The sequence below is a fragment of the Bacillus sp. OxB-1 genome (assembly GCF_000829195.1).
Taxonomy (GTDB): domain Bacteria; phylum Bacillota; class Bacilli; order Bacillales_A; family Planococcaceae; genus Sporosarcina.
Map to the genome: position 1 here is coordinate 119,504 of NZ_AP013294.1, position 21,040 is coordinate 140,543.

Here is a 21,040-nt window from a genome sequence, read left to right on the forward strand (position 1 = left end):
TTATTGTAATTAGTCTTCTATCCACGTATTCTGATAATTGTCATCCTCAACCTGATAAGCTGTGGTGACTACTTTCAAAGGACGGAATGTATCAATCATAACAGCCAGCTCGATTGTCTCTTTCTTGCCAATACTCGCCTCGATTGTGCCAGGATGAGGACCATGCGCCATACCTAGTGGGTGTACCGTAATCGAACCCTCCTCAATCCCTTTTCTGCTCATGAAATTTCCTTTCACGTAGTAAAGCACCTCATCACTGTCTACATTGCTATGATAGTAAGGCGCTGGGATCGCATCCGGATGATAATCATATAGCCTCGGAACAAAAGAGCAGATGACAAAATTATGCCCTTCAAAATTTTGATGGACCGGAGGCGGCTGATGGATACGTCCCGTAATCGGTTCAAAGTCCTCGATATTAAAGATATATGGATAGAGATATCCGTCCCACCCGACTATATCCAATGGGTGATGATTGAAGACATGCGTATGCAGTACTCCTCTAGCTTTCGTCTTTACTATGAATTCACCCCGGTCTGAATGGCTGACCAATTCTTCCGGACCCTTAAAATCTCGTTCGCAAAATGGGCTATGTTCTAGCAATTGCCCGAACTCATTGCGATATCTGCGCGGTGTGCTGATCCAGCTTGTTGTTTCAATGACAAGGAATTTAGTTTCACCCTCGTCTGGGACGATCCGATAAATCGTTCCGACTGGAATGATAATATAGTCTCCTTCTCTGTACGTCAGCGTTCCGAACATCGACTCTACTTTCCCCGTGCCGTAATGGACAAATAACACTTCGTCTCCATCACTATTGCGATAATGATAGTTCATTTCCTTGTCAGGGGACATTACTCCGATGACAAGGTCCTCATTCCCTAACATGTATTTGCGACCTAAGACCGGATCGTTCCCCATTTCCAATCTGTTTGTGAGCAAATGTCTTGGTCTGAGCGGGCCTTGTTCTTCATATTGAAGATCCTGCTGTCGATCAAGATCCAGTGATGATCGGACAATCTCCGTCGGGGAATAGTTATGGTACAGTATTGATTGGATTCCGGAAAACCCCTTCGTCCCCATCACTTGTTCCCGATAAAGGGAGCCGTCTTCTTTCCGCATCACGGTATGACGTTTCCTTGGTATTTTTCCCATCGCTTTGTAATAAGTCATTTTCCATCTGTTCTCCTTTCAAAGTCGGCCGCCTGCATAGCGGCCAACTAGTAGTCCTGCTTATCCGACCTTAACCGCCGGTTGTTTCCCGCTTCGGGCATCCATTCTCGAATTCATGTTGTTCTGCATAAAAACCAGCTCTTCCGCAAGAAGTTTAATACGGGATTGAACTTCATCGTCAATGATTCTATTATCTTGGTCGAAATGGCTATTATGGGCGTACACATAGTTCGGTGCGGTGTAGGCTCGCAAATAGCCGGCAATCGGTTTTAATTGATTTTCAATCATCAAATAATGTTGGTAGGTCCCCCCGTTGGCAACGAATCCCATCACTTTATTTCGGAAACTGCTTGGCGGCATCAAATCGAAAATATTTTTCAATGGGGCTGGGATGGAACCATTGAAAACCGGACTGCCAAATAAGAAGAAGTCGGCGCTTTCCAACTTTCGAATGATCTTTTGCGTGTCTTCATTATATTTTTCAAATGGTCTTCCATCCGCAAACTGCATGTCGAACTCTCTTAAATCCAGCAACTCCACTTCGATCGAATCGTCTAGAAGCTTTATCTCTTCCAACACCTCATTTACTAAAATGGAAGTTTTCATCCCAACAATCGTTCCTGAAATTCCGAGTAGTTTCATGTTGCTCATCCTCCTTTGCAAATGGATTTTCTTATGAAGTGACCGATTTCAATTGTGTTTTATCAAAAGCCGGCATGACCTTTTCCGCGATCAGCCTCATCGACTTTTTCACTTCCTCATGTGGAATGCCCCCGAAGTTCATGAGCATCATGATATGTTCGCAGCCCGCGTCTTGGTATTTCCGCAACCGCTCGATCACTTCTTCTGGTGTGCCGATCAGCAGCTGCTCCTTCGCATCCAAATCCTCGAACTGGGCGCTGCGGCCATATTGGCGTGTATCTAGATAAAGGTTGACATGCTCCTTGGAGATGCGCTCCGCTTCCTCGCGCGTTTCCGCGACATACGTATGGAGAGCGAGCGGTACTTTAACCTTGCTTTCGTCATGTCCCGCTTTGCGGTATTCCACCTTATAGCCGTCGATGATCGACTTCAATTCCCCGATGGAATTGCTCGCGACATACGGAACGCCCATGATGTTGTAGCCCATCTGGCCGACAAACGCGGCGCCGCGGTCGCTCAATGTTCCGATCCAGATCGGCACTTCTTCCTGTTTCGGCACAACTTCGAGCTTGACATCCTTGAATTCGTAATACTCCCCTTCATGTGAGAAGCGCTCCCCCTTCCATGCCTTCTCGATCACCGCAAGCGAATCGTTGAAGCGGTGCACCTTGTCTTTGCCATCCACGTTGAAGCCCGAAAACTCATGCGGCAGATAACCGCTGCCGAGACCCAAGTTCAATCGGCCGTTACTCAGCACGTCAAGCAACGCATAATCCTCCGCCACCTGCAGCGGATTCTTGAACGGCAGCGTCACGATTGACACGCCGAGCCGGATGTTCTTCGTCCGCTCCGCTAGCACCGCCAACAACATGGGTGGAGTGGTGAGGATCCCATACTCGCTGAAATGATGCTCCGCGAACCAGACCGAATCATATCCAAGTTCATCCGCCAATACCGATTGATCCAAGACCTCCTGCAATAGTTGCTCATGCGACCGGCCCAGCTTCTCCTTATAGTTGTCAAATACTGTGAAAATACCAAATTCCATTCTGTATCCCTCCATCTCTTTTTTGAACACAAAAAAACCAACAACATAAAGCAAAGGATACAGGCTCTCAGCTTGAATCCACACTTGCTTCACGTCGCTGGTTATTAATCTACTTTAAAGAGATCAGAACTGTATCTTTCACTCTATAGATTAGCCAGCAAAATTCTAATGGGCTCTTTCGCGTTATATAAATTATAACGAAACTTCAGATAAATGCAAGCGCTTCCTTTTAAAAATCCGGAGATGTTCTCATAATAATCTTAGCTATATAAATTGAATTTAAGTTTCTAAGATCCCTCCTAACAGGTATATAGGTAATAAATAGCTTGAAAAGACTGATCAATCATGAGTATCCAAAATCAAATTGAAGAGCTAAAACAGTGATGCGAAAAACGAAAGATCGTTGTCACTTCGAACGGTACCAAGCAATTTCTCTTTTAGGGAGTACTGAACAACTTTCTTTATGGAGTTTTATATGCCAACCTGAATTGTAAATCAGATAATGTCTTTTGAACCCATTTTGGGAAAATAGGCAAAAAAGTATACCGAAGAATCTTTTCTATATTCCTGATAAGGAATTGAAGGAATGACAGTCTCACCCGTCTACTTTAGACGTGCTTCAATTAGGCCTAGCCCATACTTGCGCTTGCCTTCTCCAAATTTCCCTACAATTGCGTTCCGTTCGGCATTATCTTGTCGCTCGTGTTCTGATTTTTTCTGTCGATCGATTAAGGGTCTGCCCAGTTTAGGCCCGCTTAGCCTTATGCCCGGAACTTTGCAGAGCTGACGGTTTTCATGTGTACGATAGATTGTAGCGGCTAAAACAGCTTCGGGATAGTAGCCGAACCTTTCTTTGTAACTTTCAATAGATTCCTTAAGAAAGTTTCCTTCATGATAGGCGTCCCAACTTAGTGTATCTATTAAGCCATAGCCATCTGTTTGATTAACGGATAGCTTAGCACCGAACTCTACTAGGGTATTTGCTTTCCCTCTCACAATCGGCCGAATATGCGGTTGACTGATGACAATCCGCTCTTCGATCGAATGGGATTGATCCTTATACAGTTGACGATAGACCTTCTGGATGACAAGCAGGTCACGATGTGTGACCATCACCGTTTGATGGCCCGTCATCGTCATCACTTTCATCTTACTTCCGCTGTTCTAACACAATGAACTCATTTAGTTCATTGATAAGTTCCATATTGAAGCGCCTGCGAAAATGAGTCATGGAAGAAGAGTGAATAGGGGCCGTTTCTGAAAGGAATGCAGCCCGATGAAGTATTGAAGATAAGGATTTTCTGTGACGGCTTCGACAGTTTCTTCATCACTTAGATCCAGTATTTCCTGAATAATCGGAGAACCAAGTGCAAGTTGACATTATAAGCCTTGCTACCCTGTTTAGTATCTCCGAGTGTCTTGATATAAGTATTTTCGACTTCGTTCCAAGGTATAAGGGATGCCATGACAACCAACGGTGATCAGGGTTCAACCGCCCTCCGAATGGCAAGAAAAATTCGTGTGGCATGATCATCTGATTTTCACTGTGTTCGTAGCCCTCCAAGTCTGTATTTTTGAGTTGATTTGTCATTTTCCCTTTCCATCTTTATTCGATAAAAGATACGAAAAGCCTTTTAGGTTGGGGGATATTGGGTTGCTCAGTAATGCCTATATTAGAGCAACTTCTTTCCCCGCTGCAATAGCAGGGCTGAGGTGTTTTTTTACGAAAGCACCTTTGCTCACTGCCTTTTCGTGTCAATCTTGAAACCTATTTCTTACTCTATTACTGTACAGGAGTTTCACTACTTTGTATATTTCTTTCAAGGTCCGTAGTCCCCCCTTTGAAATGAACACTAATTCGTTTTCGTTTCTATTGCCTGCAAGCTAATAATTTCTACTTTTGATCGTCATGCCAGTACCCCACTGCAAAATTTTAATATTGACGTTCTTAACAGAGCAATCCAAGCTTGAGATAAGGTTAAACAGAATTTTCCTCGCAATTGCTTAAGACGATAATCAGACAAGTATCTGTGCATCAAACAAAAGAAGTGGTAAAATTCATGAGGAGTAAAGGGTTTTGCAACAGATACATGTTGCAAGAGGAGGATATGAATTGAACAACGAGCATAACTTTTGGCTTGATTTACCGAAGCCGTTCTTTATATTGGCACCGATGGAAGATGTCACGGATGTCGTGTTCCGTCACGTCATCAGTGAAGCCGGGAAACCGGATGTGTTTTTCACGGAATTTACGAATACGGAAAGTTATTGCCACCCTGAAGGAAGAGACAGTGTGCGTGGCCGATTGACGTTCACCGAAGATGAGCAACCGATTGTAGCGCATATTTGGGGAGACAAACCGGAGTACTTCAGGCAAATGAGCGTCGACATGAAAGAACTCGGATTCCGGGGCATTGATTTAAACATGGGATGCCCGGTGCACAACGTTGCAGCAAACGGAAAAGGCGCAGGGTTGATACGGCGTCCTGAAGTGGCGGCGGAACTGATCCAAGCGGCCAAAGCCGGCGGATTGCCAGTCAGTGTGAAAACAAGACTAGGCTACGTCAAGGTCGAGGAATGGCGCGATTGGCTAGGACATGTATTGGAACAGGATATCGCGAATCTATCCATCCACCTTCGAACGAGAAAAGAAATGAGCAAAGTGGATGCACATTGGGAACTCATCCCTGAAATTAAAAAACTGCGGGATGAAATCGCTCCAAATACATTGCTGACGATCAATGGAGATATCCCTGACCGTGCAACAGGGTTGCAATTAGTCGAACAATACGGCGTCGATGGTGTCATGATCGGCCGCGGCGTTTTCACCAATCCATTCGCTTTTGAAAAAGAACCGAGAGAACATAGCGTGAAAGAATATCTCGACCTGTTGCTTTTACAACTTGATCTCCACGATAAGTATTCAAGCGAATACGAACCCCGTCCATTCAAACCGCTCCTTCGCTTTTTCAAAATCTATATTCGTGGATTTAGAGGTGCAGGCGAGTTACGCAATCAATTGATGGGTACGAAATCGACGGATGAAGTGCGGCAGTTGGTGAAAGAGGTAATGGATAAGGGATTGGACTGAGGCAGGTCTGATCCATAAAAAAAGAGGTTGAAAAATTATATTATTTTTCAACCTCTTTTTTCCAATTACGTAGTGGATGGCTTCATTTTTCGCGGATTGACAAAATAAATCATTACGGCAGCAAGAAGACTGAGTAAACTTAAGTACCCAAATACAATCATATAGTTATTATTAGTTTTATCTACCAATAGGCCACTAATGGAAGGTCCTAAAATCCCAGCGACAAAACCATACCCCGTAAATAAGTAACCGAATATCAAGGGTAATTTTTTTGCACGGTCGTTAAAACCGGTGTATAGATCAAACTGCTCCCCACCCCCATTAAAAACGCCCAAAGGTATACCATGATAATATGGGTCGCGTATGCAGCTACGATTAAAGATGCACTGCATATAATCGTTTCAATCGTTGTAATCAGCCTTGTACTGATTTTTTTATGTAATTTCCCTATGTAAAAAGCCCCGATGCCAAGCGCAATCAAAATGAAGAACATGCTATTGCCAACTTGGCTTTGTGTGATGTTTAATTTCTCTTGCCAATAGACCCCCATCACTCCGGGGTAGCCGAATACTAAAGCGCCCGGCAAGAAAATAACTGCAACACACCCGATTACGGAAATAATATTTTTATCCATTTCACAATCACTCCCTTCACTTATAAACCATTAACTACACATAGTATTTATACTAAATCCCTCCACCATTTTGATGAATTTCCTGCTTTACTTTAATTAAATTGAAGAAACATAAGTCAGAAACCTCAATGGATAAAAATTATATTTGTGATTAATTGAAACGAAGAGAACAGCACTGCTCCTAATATGATGTTCTTCTTGAATAAATGTGGTATACTTAGCGTAAGATGAGAAAAGCTGAACGTCTGCGAAACGTCCAGCTAGTAACAGTCGCATACCGCAAGAAGAGCGGCTGACTGGAATTTAATAGGTGTAAAAGAGTAACCCCCATTTAGCTCCTGTCGAAAGGGAATGGGCGGTTACTTTTTTTGATTGGTGAAGAGTACAATTATCGCAACCACGGCTGTCACCGTAGTTGCGAATGCTATAAAAGATTGAAATACATGTTTATTGCCTCGTAGGTTACCATCATCTCTAAACACCCCCTTTCATCAAGGGAGTGCCAACCGCCCATCTAGCTTATGCAACTGCTAATATTAGTCTAGCACAATTACCCAGGGTTTCAATGGTGGATAATGCTTTATAGATGTATTCTATACACTGTTTATTTGTTCAGAAAGGGCCTGACAGCCGGCGAGCACATCCGTAACCCCCAGACCTTATAGTTATACTACTGATCAACCGTATTTAGATAAAGAATTGGATTTAACTAAAATAAATAACAGGCAAGCCTCTATTTTCAGCTTGCCTGTCATATTTATCCCCATTGAGGTTGAGATTGCCTTCGTTCGAACGCTTTTCATCCATACTACTTATCGATTATCAATGTTTTCCGGATACATGTCGTGCTGCATGAGTCGATGGTTCGCCATTTCCTCAAACATCGTTCCCGGCTTTCCGTAATTGCAATAGGGATCAATGGAAATGCCGCCACGCGGTGTGAACTTTGCCCACACTTCAATATACCGCGGATCCATCAACTCGATCAAATCTTTCATAATGAGATTTACGCAATCTTCATGGTAGGCCCCGTGATTCCGAAAACTGAACATGTACAGTTTCAATGATTTGCTTTCCACCATCCGCACATCGGGAATGTACGAAATATAGATGGAGGCAAAATCCGGCTGACCCGTCATTGGGCATAGACTCGTAAACTCTGGAATATTGAACTTTACAAAATAGTTATTTTCCTGGTGCTGGTTTTCAAATGTCTCCAGCACTTCCGGGTTATAATCATATCGATATTCCGTATTTTGATTTCCAAGCAGCGTGAGGTCCTTCGTATCACTTTGTTTCATACTATTTGTTCCTCCCTTATCGTGTGGCCCGCACTGTTTGCGGAACTGGTTGTGTAACGTCTGATATATTCGGTTCATAAATGCCCAATTTCATAACAAAATGCCTGATTCCCCCGGCCACGACCAGCTGCATAAGCGTTTTCGCTACCCACTGTCCCGCAATCGCATAAGGAACAAGCTCCCAAGGCACAAACTTGAGCCCTAAAGGACCGATTCCGATAATGACGAATACGGCCGAATCAAGAAATCCGGCAATAATTCCCGAATACATGACACGCTTTACAAAAGGCAATTTGAAACGTGTATAAATTTCCGTATCTACCGTTTCGGATATGATAAAGCTGAGCGTCGAGGCAAAGACGACCCACAGCGCATCGCCTAACAAGTGGCTTGTCATAGCAGAGATGGCAAGCGCAGCTACAATCCACATATACGTTTTCGCACGGCCATATCTATTCTGAACCATATCCCGCATGACAAGCGTCAATCCAATAAACAACGTTCCATACGGTATGATGAATAACCCTAATTCAAGCGGCGCAAATTTGGCTGTTATGACGTTGGCAAGTACGATGGATAGCAAGTAAATAAGAATCCTAAACATGTACGGGGCCTCCTGTCAAGTAAGCATCCAGGCCTTGCTTTCTTAATTTACAAGAAGGGCAATCGCCGCATCCGTCACCGATGATTCCGTTGTAACACGTCGTAGTATTCCTTCTGATATACTCCAGCCTGCCCATTCTATCCGCCATTTCCCATACTTCCGCCTTCGTTTTCCACATTAACGGCGTATGGATTTCGAAGCGGGCATCCATCGCAAGATTGAGCGTCAAATTCAGGGATTTGATAAAATCATTGCGGCAATCGGGATAGCCACTGAAATCCGTCTCACTGACACCCGTAATAATATGCCGCGCCCCGATCCGTTTTGCGTAAATCGCCGCAAAGGACAGGAAAATATGGTTTCGGCCTTCGACAAATGTATTGGGCACCGTGCCAGTCTCGTCAATTTCCATATCAGTCCGGGTCAAGGCATTCTCCGTTAGTTGACTCAGCAGACTCAAATCCATGATTGTATGAGAAACCCCAAGATCCTTGGCAATTTTCTCTGCCGAATCCAGTTCCGAACGATTTCTTTGCCCATACAAAAAAGTGACGGCTTCAACGCTATCAAATGTCTCCTGTGCCCACAAAAGACAAGTCGTTGAATCTTGCCCGCCACTAAATACAACTACCGCTTTTTCCATATGTAATTCCTCCCTAGTTTTTTTTATAGAGGGGATGGTTTCGAACCCTCTTAGTCATAGTATAGTTGAATCTATCGCCTTTGGGAACCGCCTATTCGGATGGGGACGCGATGTATCTTGTTATTGAAAAATTGCATTTTCGGCACCTATCTGATATTGAATTCTCCTTTCACTGCAGCCTTTCCCTCATCTTCTCGATTTCCTCTTTTTCTAAGTGTGTGACTTCTGCAATGAATTCCGTCGATGTCCCTTTTTTCAACATCTCCATCACTACTTTTTTCACGCCTTGCTCCAATCCTTGCTGGACCCCTTTCTCCCACTCCAAGTCAAATGCATTCTTAATGGTCGGGGAAGCGTTCTCTTTATTGTAAAGTTCCATTAGCTCCGTCTCCTTTCGAATCATTGGCCGAATTTCTTCAGATAGTTGTTTTGTATATGCTTCTGGCAATTGTAACAAGTAATCGATAAAATGAAAAACAGCTTGGACTGCGGTGCGGGAATAGTTTTGATTGCGAATCAGCTCGCGCATGAGCTTGCTTTTGAATAAATAGCGCTGATGGTCTTCGTCTTTTGTTTGATGCAAAGCCTTTGCCGCTAGTACAATTTTACTAAAAAGATTATCGGACCATACCAATTCCTCTTCAGAATACGCTTCCGTTTGGTAATTCCTATATGAGTAATGCAGCTGTGTTCCTAAATAATCATACTTGAAATGTTCAGGGATGGTAGTTTTACTAGGGGATGTATGAACAGCGATGGCGACAACTTTTTCTTGATGACGGTCGTAGATGCGATAGAAGTATCGGAACATGCGTTCAGGGAAATCAGACTTATTTTCGCTTTGCACTTCAATATGAATCAGAATCCATTGTTCTTTACCATTTTTCAAACGGACTTTTGCCAATCGATCTGCAAAACGCCTACCTTTTTTCCTATCGGCTACTTCCTGAAACAATTCCTTGTCCAAAAAATCCGGCTCCTGATTAAAGTCAATTAGCGTGTGCAGCTCTGGCGCGAAAAACAATAAAAAATCCTCGAATAATTCACCGATAACCTTTTTCCACAAACCGTCCTGATCCAACGGACTGCTGTCATAAGTAATCTTTTCTTCTTTAATCAATATCATGACCAATCTAAAAAGCACCTCCATTTAAATATCTGACTATTAAATTAACTATACCACAAAGCGAACATACGTTCAAGTAAGTGAGCCACTTCTCTGGGGCAACCTGACAAAGTCAAACCGCCAAGTTCTGGGCGTCATCCAACAAGTCAAAATATTTTCCAATTAATATCATTAATTGACATTTAACCTCAGACAAAATAAAATAAGAAAATAAATTGAATTTAATTCCAAAAGGAAGTGTATAGCCTACACTGTATGAAGACCGTTACAACACATAAACTCACGACGCAAACGTATTGTTTTATAAACTAGATAGTTTAGAGGGTGTTTGAAGTTGATGACGGACCATAAAGAGCAAACGATATTCAATTACGTTGGAAATAAAATAATGACAGACCGAGAAATTGACATCGTCATTAGATTGGAAGAGCCTTTAGTAGTTGTGTTAGGGAATGTTTTAAGTAACGAAGAGTGTGATGAACTCATCCGATTGTCAAAGGACAAAATCAAACGTTCAAAAATAGGAACGACACGCGAGGAAAATGAACTGAGAACAAGTAGTGGTATGTTTATCGAAGAAAGTGAAAACGAATTAGTTGCGAGAATCGAAACAAGAATTTCTTCTATTATGAATATACCCATTGAACACGGAGAAGGCTTACAAATCCTTCAGTATACCCCTGGTCAACAGTATAAAGCCCACTATGATTTCTTTTCATCAACAAGCAAAGTGACAAACAATAGAATTAGTACTCTCGTTATGTACTTAAATGATGTAGAACAAGGTGGAGAAACGTTTTTCCCTAAACTGAATTTTTCCGTAACCCCCAAAAAAGGTATGGCAGTTTACTTCGAGTACTTCTATACCGATCCACATTTAAACGAGTTAACTTTACACGGCGGAGCACCCGTTATCACTGGTGAAAAGTGGGTCGCCACGCAATGGATGAGAAAACAAAAAGTAAGGTGAAAGTACCAACAGAGGACCTCCCTAAATATACAAGGGAAGGTCCTCTCTTATTAAAATCACCCATCATGATAAGGTGCTTGCTTTGTTCTCTTTAGGAAGTGCCAGTGCTTCGTTGTCTGCCATCGGATAAAACGAAAACCGACATTCAACTGATTGACCATCAAAATCATTTGACATACAAAGTATCCTTTTTGACCCCTCCCCTCTATATAGAGGGCAAAGGGGGAATAAAAAATGACACATTACCTAAAAGAGTACTCGAAATTCACGACGATCGCCGAAATGGACGCAGCCGCCGAACAGCACTTGTCGCTTCACTGGGACAACCTGACAAAGTCAGACCGCCAAGTGCTGGACGTTATCCGCCGCTACTCTGTCAAATACGGTGCAGCCCATTTGAAACACGGAACGATCGAAAACGCCATCGGGAAATCAAACATCACCGTCCGACGCGCCATCCGGAAACTCGTCAACTTACACATCATCGACAAGGTCCACTACATCCGCCCCGTCATGAGCGGGCTCGGCGCCAACATCTACATTATTTTACCGTTCGATGACCAGGGGAAAATGAACGACCGTGACCATGACGACAAATCGCATAACGACGGGGAAAACATGCAGATTCCCGAAGATGAAGCTCTACTTTCTAAATCTCTAGTAAAATCTAAAGATCTTAACTACACGTCTCAGACTGAACTGTCAAAGTTATCCACAAGTCTATTCAGTCGGATGAAAGATCTGCTTGCCGGAACAATCGGTGATGCAAAATCCGCCCGTGAATTTTACGGAATCCATAAGGCCATCTCCGGCAGAATGCTGAAGTTCGAGATTTATAAAGATGACAAGCATATATTCGAAGACCTTGCCTACCGAGCGCTCCAAATCACCGTCATGGCAACGAAAAAGAAATCAATCCGGAATTTGCCCGGCTATTTCAAAGGCGTCCTGGACAAGTTGGTCGACGAGACGTATTTCAAGGATGTCTTCATGCTGTTTGATGTGCCGGTGGAAGGGTTTTATTGTCCGGAGTGAGGTGTTGCGTTGAAGAATAACAGTTTCCGAAATCCCTATGTATAGTGTGAATGACAAACATACGAGGGGGTTTTCCTTGCGGATACAGGCGAAGGCCGCTACTGTTCGATGGACTGCCTGCCTGAAGGGGTTATGGACGAACCGTACGGACTTGCCTACGTCGGACTGCTGGAACGCTATATCGACCTATCAAGCGAACGAAGGGAATTTGAAAGTTTCACGGATCGTGATGCCTTACTTGATGAGGTTGATGAATTGGCGAGGCAATGTGCGGAATACGTCCTTGGAGAAGAAGGGGTCCACTTCTTCAAGGACGAGCTGCGGCGGCTCCACGGCTTGATCATAAGCTTGCACCAATCCGTCGCCAACCACTTCCTGGATGCGGAGAATTACCTCTACACGGACGGACTGCATGTCAGCTGGGATGAAATGCCGCAAGTGATCGCACTTCAGCTCGAATCCATCCTACAAAACAAATTGGATGAGGAGCAATGGAAGCCATTCATCAGCTATAACCAAGCACTCGACGCTACCACGGAAAGCCGCAACATCATCACTTTCCCGGAAAACGGATATGAGGATAAACCGGAGCTGGATCTGTTATTCGACGGAGGCATCCGCTTTCTGAAAAACGTGCAGCAGACACCAGCCGATTGGATCGACGATGCAGTGAAATTCATCAAAATGGCCATTTGCCCGATATGCACATGGCCCGAACCTTTCGAGGACTTCGACTTGAATGAGGAATTCGAGGCTTACGTCTGCGGTTCGTGCATATGGAAGAGAAGGAGTGAATTTTTATGAGAGCGATCGCCATATGGTACGTGCCCGACGCTGCAGAAAGAAGGGAACGGTTTAGGGGAAAAATGAATGCTACGGCCCGGGAAAAGAAAGCGACAGAAGCCCGGATGGAGATCATCGAACAACTGGCAAGCGAGGGAAAGACGGAAGAGGAGATTGAGCAGATCATCAGGAATTTCGGGTTGTAGGCAGGACAGTGAAATTGCGAAGCGTTCAAAATCGGAGACCTATGCGAAGAAATGAAAAGTACCTGTGGACGAAATTATGTATGTCCCACAGGTACCTATGAATTACTTCAAAACCGGCACTTCCGCCTGCTTCACCTGGCGCGCAATCTTCTCGGTTAAACGCGTCGTCACTTTGGGCAGCACCATTTTAATGACAGGCGTCAAGACAGCTCCTGTCAAGCCGCCAGCGTTCACTTCGATCGTTCCGGTCATCGTTGTCTCTCCTGCTGTTTCTTCGGCAGTGAACGTTCCACTTCCCGTGAAGTTATCCGTGAGTCCTTTTAATTCAAACCGAATCATCGAAGGCTCTTGGAATTCCGTGATGTCCAACTCCATCTTCACGGTCTTTTTGAGCCCTTTGAAATTCCCTTCGAACGTCCAAACGGACAGATGTTCATTGATTTGCTGATGTTCCTTGTAGGCAGGAACCAGGGTCGCCCAGTTTTCGATGTGGCTGACATAATTCCATACATGTTCTACAGAGGTCGGGATGATTACTGAATGCGATGCGAGTGCCATACATTTCACTACTTTCTTCTCTATTGTTAAGGGGCATGTCCAACTACTATTCTATCATCTTAGACCATACCTGTGCATGAATCAGGAAAAGTCAGTTGCCCGCGACATTCAAACACCAATCGAAATTTTCCCAAGCGGAATACCAGCCGGTGAAAAGCTCGCACGAATCATCCCAACGGACTTCGAATTTCTTCCGCCCGTCTGCCTCCACCAAATACAACGCCAGCGTAGGATCCGCCTTGGATGTCGCCAACAACATGCCGTTTTGAAGTTCTTCCTCCGTTAGCAACACATCTGAAACCGAACGCACCTGGGCTTGTTCAAATACTTGCTTGTTACTGATTCTATAATTCATAAGTAACCTCCAATTGGATCATTATTCTTCATATCGGTTCATACTACCTTTGCAAATTAAAGAAGTGTAGAAGTTTATTTTATATGTATTTCGTTATGAAATCAAAGGGGAAATGTGCGGGGGCTGCCTGTGCATCATGGCGATTATCCCTGATGACTTCAATTCCTTCATCCATTTACGATCGGCAAAGTAATGGTGACCATCGCTCCGCCAACTTCCCCATTTTCGGCACTTATTAATCCGCCATGTTTTTCGACAATGGATTTTGCGATATGAAGACCTAAACCGGCATGCCCCTTCCTCCGGCTGCCTTGATAAAAAGAATCAAACAGCTTTGTTATTTCTCCTGTATGAAAACCGGGGCCGTCATCAGCTATTGTGATAGTGATCCGCTCCTCCACTATATTGACATTAAAGAGAATCTCACCTTGATCGACGAAACGCAAACTGTTGGAAATCAAATTATCAAAAACCTGTGTCAACCTGCATGGGTCGGCATATATATTCCCCTCCTTTTCACGCTCATCTTGTATATTCCCGGCAAACCGAACATCCTCCTTCGCACAAAGGAGCTCATAATCTTCCATCTTTTCAATAAAAAACTCAACAGGATCCATTGCTACTTTGTCCACTTCAAACAAATCGCTTTCCAATATCGCTGTTTCATTTAGATCCTGTACAAGTTTCACTGCATGTGCCATATTCTTTTTAATGACTGGAATATATCGTTCAAATCGGTTAATTCCTTTTTTATGCGCTTCTTCCAACCCTTCGACATGGCCTTGGATGATCGTTAAAGGAGTCCGAATATCATGAGCCAATGCTGCGATCGCTTCCTTCCTCTGCTTTTGCAAATCCCACTCACGTTGCAGAGAGTCAGACAATTCATCCCTCATCTGTTCAAAGGCTATGGTCAATTCCCTCACTTCTGTAATGTTTCCAGAGTCATCAAACGCGAATTCCAAGTTTCTATCGCGGATGGATGAAGTTGCCTCCATCAACTGACCTAGCGGCTTTTTCAATTGAAGGCTCAACCTCCTCACAAACAAGATCGTAAAAAGGACTATGTATAAAAAAGGGGTCAACAGAAAAAGGAATGTAATCGTTTTCACTACCACCGCTTCTGATTCCTCGATCGGCGTTACCTTCAACGTATAATATAAGAGCAACACCCCTTGCAAAGAGCCCTCCTCCGATAAAATCGGTATGTATTTTTCAAAATAATTGCCGGGTCCATCTTTCACTAAGTTCAAACTTTCCAATAGCCGATTTCTTGTCACATCGGTTTCATCCGAAATACTGCCGTATTGATAAACACCATTTTCATTGACGACCTTATACTTAAATCCTTCCTCCGGGATAATTTGCTCCAATAGCTCCTCGCCTGATTCTTTCATTAAACCGTCACTTTCCTGCTTTACCTGTTCCTCAATCGAAGGAATCATTTTCTCATAATGGTTTGCATGATGCGTTTTATCTTCGCCAATGAAGAGCAAAGCACCCCATGTAACAAGTGTACACCCAAAGCTAACAAGTAGAATTTTCACAATCAGCCGGTGAAGCATGCTTTTGATCGATACCGTTTTCATCCCCACTTATACCCTACTCCCCAAACAGTTTGTATAAATGCGGCAGTCGGATCGATTTCCTGGAACTTTGCTCTAATTTTCTTTATATGTTCCGTTACGGTCGTATCGTCACCATCCGCGTCAAGCCCCCAAACCCGTTCGTATATATGAGACCTCGAAAACACTTGCCCTCTATGCAAGGATAGAAACCATACGATGGAAAATTGCTTGCTCGTCAATTCTACATCTATTCCGTTCAGCCTTACTGAACGGCCTTTATAATCAATGGTCATCGCTCCAAATTGGAGTTCTGTTTTTTCTTTCTCCTCTATTTTTCGTCTTTCCCGTCTTAAATGGGCATGGACTCTCGCTTTTAATTCCGACAAGCTGAATGGCTTTACGATATAATCATCTCCGCCGACGACGAGTCCTTTCACCCGATTTGTTTCATCCTGGCAAGCACTTAAAAAGATGATCGGTCCACGAACGACAGAACGGATTTGTTCGCACACTTCAAAACCATCCAATCCGTCCATCATGACATCCAGCAGTACGATATCCGGCTTTTTTGCTGCCTCTTTAATCGCGCGCTCACCGTCAAAAGCAGTGAGTATCTCATATCCTTCATCTTCAAGTGCATCTTTAATAAAGGAAACAATCTCTTCCTCATCATCTACAATTAAAATTGTTTCTTTCGCCATTTTGCATCTTTCCTTTTTCTTTAATCATACCTTTCAATTCTAACGAAAGTATAAGATTCTCCGTTATACTTCCTTTATCCTCTACTTGTATTCTATAGCTATCAAGGGAAATAGGAGGATATCTGATGAAACGTATAGAAGTTTTAGATGGTTTGCGTGGTTTTGCTTTACTTGGAATTTTAATTGTGAACATTAACTTTTTCAACGAATCTCTAATGGCAATAAGCCTTGGCGGGTTGCCTGTAGCCGGGGGGGTGAATGACACAATTAAAACAATATCCGCTCTGTTCGTTGAAGGCAAATTCCTTTCATTATTTTCTTTTTTGTTCGGATACGGTGCGGTGATTTTATATTCAAATGCGGAAGCTAACGGAAGAAAATTCACTCCAATGTTTATCAGAAGAATGCTCGCTCTGCTTTTCTTCGGCGTTTTACACGGCATTTTCATTTGGCATGGGGATATTTTAACAAGCTATGCTTTGATGGGCCTTTTTCTATTGCCATTCATGCGCCGCAGCCCGAAAACGACTCTTATTTGGTCTATCGCTTTAACATTGCTCATCCCAGTCATCATGGCATTATTTATGGTTGTAGGCAGCCTAACGGAGGTCGAGAATACCAAAAATATGTACACGATTGATCCGTCACAAATCATGGCTTTTCAACAGGAGGATCAACGGATTTACGGGGAAGGGACCTATATGGAGATGACAGTGAAGCGGATGAACGATTATATCTCCAGCTTACTGAACATGATATTATTTTTCCCGCAAATTTTAGGCATTTTTTTATTGGGAGCTTATTTCGCGAAGCGGAAGTTATTTGAAGACATGTATAGTAAAAAGGATACCTTCGTTAAATTAGGATGGATTGGCGGCATTGCCGGGATTGCATCCACTATTCCACGGATGCTAGTGGATTCTTCCAATTCGTTACTGGATATTGGAAGTGTCTTCATCGGCGCGCCATTGCTTATGCTTTCCTACGTTTCTATTTTCTCCATTGTTTTCATGAAACGTCCTAAGTATTTGCACTTTTTCACTTATCCCGGGAAGATGGCGTTTTCGATGTACATTTTGCAATCAGTTATCTGCAGTCTTGTTTTTTACAGTTATGGCCTCGGCCTTTTTGGAAAATTAACATTATGGCAAACGACTGCAATCGCGCTACTCATCTTCGGACTGCAGTCTGTCATCGGGAAAATATGGTTGCATCGTTTCAGAACCGGTCCTTTGGAATATGTATGGAGAATTTTATATAAAGGGAAACATGCTTTAAGACGCGAAGCATATTGAACACAGCGAAAAAAGTGTAAGGTGCCAGGTCCCTAAACTATTCTGAATTAAGTCGGAACCTGGTACCTCTCACTAGTACCTCTCACTATTTTTCATTTCACGCAGACGAATTATCGTATGTCATGTAGGACGTACAGTTTTGGCTATATACGAAGTTTCATCCGGACACCAGCCGCGATCAATACATAGCTGATTACCCGAACATCATCGTATTTGGGGATGAATTCGGCCAAGGTGGATATGCCCCTTCCTTCATCACAGATTGGCTTGACCACCGTATGAAGGAAGGGCGGATCGTACAGGTTCACGGGATGATTCGGTTTACCGATTCCTATGCGGAAGAAGTAATGAAGATGTTGCAAGAATCGTAATCAGGTTCATGTAAAGCTCGCTATTCAAGCCGGCTTTCCTGAAAAAGGAACGGGTGCCATGCATTCGTTCCTTCCATTTACTAGCAACAGCAAATTCATTACCGATCCATATTCCTAATATCCTCAATCAGCTGTTCAACACTTTCCTTTTTCGTTGCCCAGCTCGTACAAAATCTCACAACACTTTGCGTATCATCGACCTTCTCCCAATAGGAAAAAGAATAGCTCCCGCTCAATTCACTTAACACATCATTCGGCAAAATGGGAAACTGTTGATTTGTCTTGGAATCATATCGTAATGAAAACCCTTTTTCAACAAACGCCTCCCGAATCATCATTGCCATGTCCACGGCATGCTTGGAAATCTCATAGTAAAGGCCATCTTCAAACAAGGCCTCAAACTGGATCCCTAATAATCTTCCCTTAGCGAGCAATCCGCCTTTTTGTTTGATTATATACCGAAAGTCTTTTTTTAGGTCATCATTTGTAATGACAACAGCTTCTCCGAACAAAGCTCCTATCTTCGTCCCGCCGATATAGAATACATCACAAAGTCTTGCGATATCCGCCAACGATAGATCGTTGTCTATTGCAGCGAGTCCATATCCCAATCGAGCCCCATCCATAAATAATGGCAACCCACATTCGCGGCAAACTTTGCTCAATTCCTCCAGTTCGGATTTGCTATAAGTCGTCCCATTCTCGGAAGGGTGGGAGATGTAAACCAAACCCGGCTGTACCATATGTTCATGAGTGGCATCATTCCAATGAGCCTCATATAATTCTTTTACTTGTTTTGCTTTAATTTTCCCATCATCACTCGGCAACGTAAGCACTTTATGTCCAGTCGCTTCAATTGCCCCCGATTCATGTCCCGCGATATGACCCGTAATGGCAGAAACCGCTCCTTGATGCGGGCGCAATATGGATGATATAATCGCAGTATTCGCCTGCGTTCCACCCACCAAGAAGTGTACATCTGCATCCTCCATATCACACGCTTTTCGAATATAGCCCCTGGCTCTTTCACAATAGTCGTCCACACCGTATCCAGGCGTCTGTACCTCATTCGTTTCCAGTAGCCGTTTCAGAATTTGTTCATGCGTACCTTCTAAATAATCACTTTCAAAACGTATCATCTATAATCCATCCACCCTTGCATTAGTTTCGTTAACACCACTTTTTAAGTATATCTTGCCGGAGTGACAAAAATATACTTACAGTCACACTTTTTTGTGTTGCTATCATGAATTAATTCTAACGGATAGGTGGAGTTAAAAGGGAGGGGCTATACAATGACAGCCAAGTCACTAGCGGATTACCAAAAAGAATATGAACGAATCATCTTTTTCGACCAGCCGCAAAAGGATATACTGTTAGCTGGGCTAATGACCGAAATGGAAAAACAATTCAAGCTTCCCATGCGAAGTAAGGAATGGAAAAAGGAAAACCAAAAGATTATAGCGATGTACCGAAAAATATGTATAACACGAACGCTGTGAAGATCGGCCCACTAAGACCACCTTTTTTTACGTCCGATTGTGCGTTCATCCTGATGAAATGAAAACAAGTGGCAGCTCCGTTATCGCGAAAGTTGTCACTAACACGGGGCTCCGCCACTTGCTACATCATTTCTGCTCTGTTTGCCTCGAGCAAGAAAACTAGCTCGTCAATTACATCTCATAGTAAAATTATATTGAGGATTTTAGAGACACCTGATATCCTTAATTATACAAAAAAATAATCGGTTAATCCGTTTTCTGCGCAATGAGCATGTATAGAGACTCCGACGGGAAATATTTCTCCGTTACATGGAATCCTGCTTCTTTCATTTCTCGCTCCATTCCTTCCATAGTAATCCGAGGTCCTTTATTAGAACTTCCTTTTGGTTCGAGTTCCAGACAGATCAGATAGCCTTCTGTTTTCAATACATTTCTCATTTGCCGTAACAATGGTCCCAACGGCTGAATTTCATGCAATACCAGGGAAGCAATAATCATATCGATAGTTCCATCAGGTAAAGAAAGTTCCTCCATACTTTTTTGCACCGGAACAATATTCGTAAGCTGCTCCTTCAAGGCTTTCTCTTTTATTATTTCCAGCATTGTAGCATCGATATCTAAGGCGTATACTTTGCCCACGGTCTTCTTCGCCACCGGGATGGAAAAATAACCGGTTCCGGCGCCAAAGTCCAAGATGCTGTCCGTTTCTTTTAAAGGAATCATGTTCAGCAGCTGTTCCGGGGAAAATTCTTTTCTTCGTTCGGGACTTTCCAAGTACGATACCTTTCCTTTGCTATGCTTGCCATGTGGGTGATGCATAGATATCCTCCTTTGTTAGCAGCAGGTTAAACGTGCTGTTGATCCTCGTTGAATTTTTCTTCGGTCAGTGCTGCGATCACGGATAAGGCAGCCATACTGCCTTCTGCCGCTGGTTACTTCTGTTTGGATTCTGCCTCTTTAGCAATGTCGATCAAAAGCTTCGATTTCAATTCACTTTTCATATTTTCCTCTGCCTGCCACATGACTTTCTCAATCAAGCAGCCTTCATGATGAATGGAGCAGTCGAATAAGCTTGCATCTCCTTCAATCGCATGAATAACATCTAAAAAGGAAATTTCCTGTTTGGTTCTAGAGATTTTATAGCCCCCCTTCGCTCCGGGTGTCGACTCGATCAAACCGGCTTTCGCAAGTTTGGTTAATATTTTAGAAAGGTACGTCGGGGAAAGATGTTGCATTTCGGCTAATTCCTGCACTCCCACCAAGCTCTCCCTAGGCTGTAGTATCAAATGCACCATTGTGTGCAGGGCGTAGTTTGTCGCGTTTGAATACTTCATACATATCCTCCTTCCCATTGCGGATATTAAAGACTCATGATATCTCTAATTAGAAATAGATTATCACCATACGTGAAGGAAGTCAACTAATAACAGGTAC

At 43.3% G+C, this 21,040-nt stretch carries 21 protein-coding genes and 1 pseudogene; 6 read left to right on the forward strand and 16 right to left on the reverse strand.

Annotation, left to right across the window (positions count from 1 at the left end):
• Positions 1-9: 9 nt before the first annotated feature.
• From OXB_RS00690 to OXB_RS18280, 4 genes and pseudogenes are all read right to left on the reverse strand, one after another.
• Complete coding sequence (locus OXB_RS00690) at positions 10-1,173, reverse strand: homogentisate 1,2-dioxygenase (RefSeq protein WP_041070914.1); 1,164 nt, start codon at positions 1,171-1,173, stop codon at positions 10-12.
• A gap of 60 nt (positions 1,174-1,233) precedes the next feature.
• A complete protein-coding gene (locus tag OXB_RS00695) occupies positions 1,234-1,815 on the reverse strand; it encodes an NADPH-dependent FMN reductase (RefSeq protein WP_041070917.1) in 582 nt (193 codons plus the stop codon).
• Between the two features lie 31 nt (positions 1,816-1,846).
• Positions 1,847-2,863, reverse strand: a complete 1,017-nt coding sequence (locus tag OXB_RS00700; protein WP_041070919.1) for an LLM class flavin-dependent oxidoreductase — start codon at positions 2,861-2,863, stop codon at positions 1,847-1,849.
• A gap of 461 nt (positions 2,864-3,324) precedes the next feature.
• Positions 3,325-4,397, reverse strand: a pseudogene (locus OXB_RS18280) (transposase).
• 639 nt (positions 4,398-5,036) lie between these two features.
• Between OXB_RS18280 and OXB_RS00710 the strand changes: the two are divergent.
• The gene (locus tag OXB_RS00710) at positions 5,037-5,954 is read left to right on the forward strand and encodes a tRNA dihydrouridine synthase (RefSeq protein ID WP_052484155.1); all 918 of its coding nucleotides are present in this window, start codon (positions 5,037-5,039) and stop codon (positions 5,952-5,954) included.
• 256 nt (positions 5,955-6,210) lie between these two features.
• Here OXB_RS00710 and OXB_RS00715 read toward each other — a convergent pair whose 3' ends face one another.
• The 5 genes from OXB_RS00715 to OXB_RS00735 all read right to left on the reverse strand — a co-directional run bounded on the left by OXB_RS00715 (position 6,211) and on the right by OXB_RS00735 (position 10,262).
• A complete protein-coding gene (locus OXB_RS00715) occupies positions 6,211-6,588 on the reverse strand; it encodes an MFS transporter (RefSeq protein ID WP_041070928.1) in 378 nt (125 codons plus the stop codon).
• 812 nt (positions 6,589-7,400) lie between these two features.
• Entirely contained in the window at positions 7,401-7,889 is a 489-nt protein-coding gene (gene queF, locus OXB_RS00720) for a preQ(1) synthase (RefSeq protein WP_041070931.1), read from the reverse strand.
• Between the two features lie 16 nt (positions 7,890-7,905).
• Entirely contained in the window at positions 7,906-8,493 is a 588-nt protein-coding gene (locus tag OXB_RS00725; RefSeq protein WP_052483808.1) for a VUT family protein, read from the reverse strand.
• Complete coding sequence (gene queC / locus OXB_RS00730; protein WP_269447836.1) at positions 8,486-9,163, reverse strand: 7-cyano-7-deazaguanine synthase QueC; 678 nt, start codon at positions 9,161-9,163, stop codon at positions 8,486-8,488. The genes OXB_RS00725 and queC overlap by 8 nt, the downstream gene beginning before the upstream one ends.
• A 142-nt stretch (positions 9,164-9,305) precedes the next feature.
• Entirely contained in the window at positions 9,306-10,262 is a 957-nt protein-coding gene (locus OXB_RS00735) for an Rpn family recombination-promoting nuclease/putative transposase (protein WP_041076072.1), read from the reverse strand.
• 337 nt (positions 10,263-10,599) lie between these two features.
• On the opposite strand from OXB_RS00735, the gene OXB_RS00740 reads away from it, so the two are divergent.
• From OXB_RS00740 to OXB_RS00755, 4 genes are all read left to right on the forward strand, one after another.
• Positions 10,600-11,232 carry a 2OG-Fe(II) oxygenase gene (locus OXB_RS00740; RefSeq protein ID WP_041076074.1) on the forward strand — a complete coding sequence of 211 codons (633 nt, stop codon included), beginning with the start codon at positions 10,600-10,602 and terminating at the stop codon, positions 11,230-11,232.
• Positions 11,233-11,466: 234 nt separating this feature from the next.
• Positions 11,467-12,267: a hypothetical protein gene (locus OXB_RS17835; RefSeq protein WP_052483810.1), complete on the forward strand. Its 801-nt coding sequence runs from the start codon at positions 11,467-11,469 to the stop codon at positions 12,265-12,267.
• A 132-nt stretch (positions 12,268-12,399) separates the two neighbouring features.
• The gene (locus tag OXB_RS00750) at positions 12,400-13,071 is read left to right on the forward strand and encodes a hypothetical protein (RefSeq protein WP_041070938.1); all 672 of its coding nucleotides are present in this window, start codon (positions 12,400-12,402) and stop codon (positions 13,069-13,071) included.
• Positions 13,068-13,256: a hypothetical protein gene (locus tag OXB_RS00755; RefSeq protein WP_041070940.1), complete on the forward strand. Its 189-nt coding sequence runs from the start codon at positions 13,068-13,070 to the stop codon at positions 13,254-13,256. The genes OXB_RS00750 and OXB_RS00755 overlap by 4 nt, the downstream gene beginning before the upstream one ends.
• A gap of 102 nt (positions 13,257-13,358) precedes the next feature.
• Here the strand turns inward: OXB_RS00755 and OXB_RS00760 are convergent, their stop codons facing one another.
• The 4 genes from OXB_RS00760 to OXB_RS00775 all read right to left on the reverse strand — a co-directional run bounded on the left by OXB_RS00760 (position 13,359) and on the right by OXB_RS00775 (position 16,438).
• A complete protein-coding gene (locus OXB_RS00760; protein WP_041070943.1) occupies positions 13,359-13,814 on the reverse strand; it encodes an SRPBCC family protein in 456 nt (151 codons plus the stop codon).
• 91 nt (positions 13,815-13,905) lie between these two features.
• On the reverse strand, positions 13,906-14,169 hold the full coding sequence (locus OXB_RS00765) for a hypothetical protein (RefSeq protein WP_041070947.1): 264 nt from the start codon (positions 14,167-14,169) through the stop codon (positions 13,906-13,908).
• A 167-nt stretch (positions 14,170-14,336) separates the two neighbouring features.
• Positions 14,337-15,758 carry a HAMP domain-containing sensor histidine kinase gene (locus OXB_RS00770; RefSeq protein ID WP_041076078.1) on the reverse strand — a complete coding sequence of 474 codons (1,422 nt, stop codon included), beginning with the start codon at positions 15,756-15,758 and terminating at the stop codon, positions 14,337-14,339.
• Positions 15,755-16,438, reverse strand: coding sequence for a response regulator transcription factor (locus OXB_RS00775; RefSeq protein WP_041070950.1), 684 nt, complete (start codon positions 16,436-16,438; stop codon positions 15,755-15,757). The genes OXB_RS00770 and OXB_RS00775 overlap by 4 nt, the downstream gene beginning before the upstream one ends.
• Before the next feature lie 125 nt (positions 16,439-16,563).
• Between OXB_RS00775 and OXB_RS00780 the strand changes: the two genes are divergently transcribed.
• Positions 16,564-17,733 (forward strand): DUF418 domain-containing protein, encoded by a 1,170-nt coding sequence (locus OXB_RS00780; protein WP_041070953.1) that lies wholly within the window; start codon positions 16,564-16,566, stop codon positions 17,731-17,733.
• Positions 17,734-18,202: 469 nt separating this feature from the next.
• On the opposite strand, the gene OXB_RS00785 is transcribed toward OXB_RS00780, so the two are convergent.
• From OXB_RS00785 to OXB_RS00800, 3 genes are all read right to left on the reverse strand, one after another.
• Entirely contained in the window at positions 18,203-19,243 is a 1,041-nt protein-coding gene (locus tag OXB_RS00785; protein WP_041070956.1) for a threonine aldolase family protein, read from the reverse strand.
• A gap of 609 nt (positions 19,244-19,852) precedes the next feature.
• On the reverse strand, positions 19,853-20,425 hold the full coding sequence (locus OXB_RS00795; protein ID WP_041070962.1) for a class I SAM-dependent methyltransferase: 573 nt from the start codon (positions 20,423-20,425) through the stop codon (positions 19,853-19,855).
• A gap of 113 nt (positions 20,426-20,538) precedes the next feature.
• On the reverse strand, positions 20,539-20,940 hold the full coding sequence (locus tag OXB_RS00800) for an RrF2 family transcriptional regulator (RefSeq protein WP_041070965.1): 402 nt from the start codon (positions 20,938-20,940) through the stop codon (positions 20,539-20,541).
• Between the last annotated feature and the right edge of the window lie 100 nt (positions 20,941-21,040).

Excerpts from the sequence above, each read along its gene's own strand:
- OXB_RS00690 (WP_041070914.1), bottom strand. The coding sequence starts at position 1,173 with ATGACTTATTACAAAGCGATGGGAAAAATACCAAGGAAACGTCATACC.
- OXB_RS00695 (WP_041070917.1), bottom strand. The coding sequence starts at position 1,815 with ATGAAACTACTCGGAATTTCAGGAACGATTGTTGGGATGAAAACTTCC.
- OXB_RS00700 (WP_041070919.1), bottom strand. The coding sequence starts at position 2,863 with ATGGAATTTGGTATTTTCACAGTATTTGACAACTATAAGGAGAAGCTG.
- OXB_RS00710 (WP_052484155.1), top strand. The coding sequence starts at position 5,037 with ATGGAAGATGTCACGGATGTCGTGTTCCGTCACGTCATCAGTGAAGCC.
- OXB_RS00715 (WP_041070928.1), bottom strand. The coding sequence starts at position 6,588 with ATGGATAAAAATATTATTTCCGTAATCGGGTGTGTTGCAGTTATTTTC.
- queF (WP_041070931.1), bottom strand. The coding sequence starts at position 7,889 with ATGAAACAAAGTGATACGAAGGACCTCACGCTGCTTGGAAATCAAAAT.
- OXB_RS00725 (WP_052483808.1), bottom strand. The coding sequence starts at position 8,493 with ATGTTTAGGATTCTTATTTACTTGCTATCCATCGTACTTGCCAACGTC.
- OXB_RS00735 (WP_041076072.1), bottom strand. The coding sequence starts at position 10,262 with ATGATATTGATTAAAGAAGAAAAGATTACTTATGACAGCAGTCCGTTG.
- OXB_RS00740 (WP_041076074.1), top strand. The coding sequence starts at position 10,600 with ATGACGGACCATAAAGAGCAAACGATATTCAATTACGTTGGAAATAAA.
- OXB_RS17835 (WP_052483810.1), top strand. The coding sequence starts at position 11,467 with ATGACACATTACCTAAAAGAGTACTCGAAATTCACGACGATCGCCGAA.
- OXB_RS00750 (WP_041070938.1), top strand. The coding sequence starts at position 12,400 with ATGGACGAACCGTACGGACTTGCCTACGTCGGACTGCTGGAACGCTAT.
- OXB_RS00755 (WP_041070940.1), top strand. The coding sequence starts at position 13,068 with ATGAGAGCGATCGCCATATGGTACGTGCCCGACGCTGCAGAAAGAAGG.
- OXB_RS00760 (WP_041070943.1), bottom strand. The coding sequence starts at position 13,814 with ATGGCACTCGCATCGCATTCAGTAATCATCCCGACCTCTGTAGAACAT.
- OXB_RS00765 (WP_041070947.1), bottom strand. The coding sequence starts at position 14,169 with ATGAATTATAGAATCAGTAACAAGCAAGTATTTGAACAAGCCCAGGTG.
- OXB_RS00770 (WP_041076078.1), bottom strand. The coding sequence starts at position 15,758 with ATGAAAACGGTATCGATCAAAAGCATGCTTCACCGGCTGATTGTGAAA.
- OXB_RS00775 (WP_041070950.1), bottom strand. The coding sequence starts at position 16,438 with ATGGCGAAAGAAACAATTTTAATTGTAGATGATGAGGAAGAGATTGTT.
- OXB_RS00780 (WP_041070953.1), top strand. The coding sequence starts at position 16,564 with ATGAAACGTATAGAAGTTTTAGATGGTTTGCGTGGTTTTGCTTTACTT.
- OXB_RS00785 (WP_041070956.1), bottom strand. The coding sequence starts at position 19,243 with ATGATACGTTTTGAAAGTGATTATTTAGAAGGTACGCATGAACAAATT.
- OXB_RS00795 (WP_041070962.1), bottom strand. The coding sequence starts at position 20,425 with ATGCATCACCCACATGGCAAGCATAGCAAAGGAAAGGTATCGTACTTG.
- OXB_RS00800 (WP_041070965.1), bottom strand. The coding sequence starts at position 20,940 with ATGAAGTATTCAAACGCGACAAACTACGCCCTGCACACAATGGTGCAT.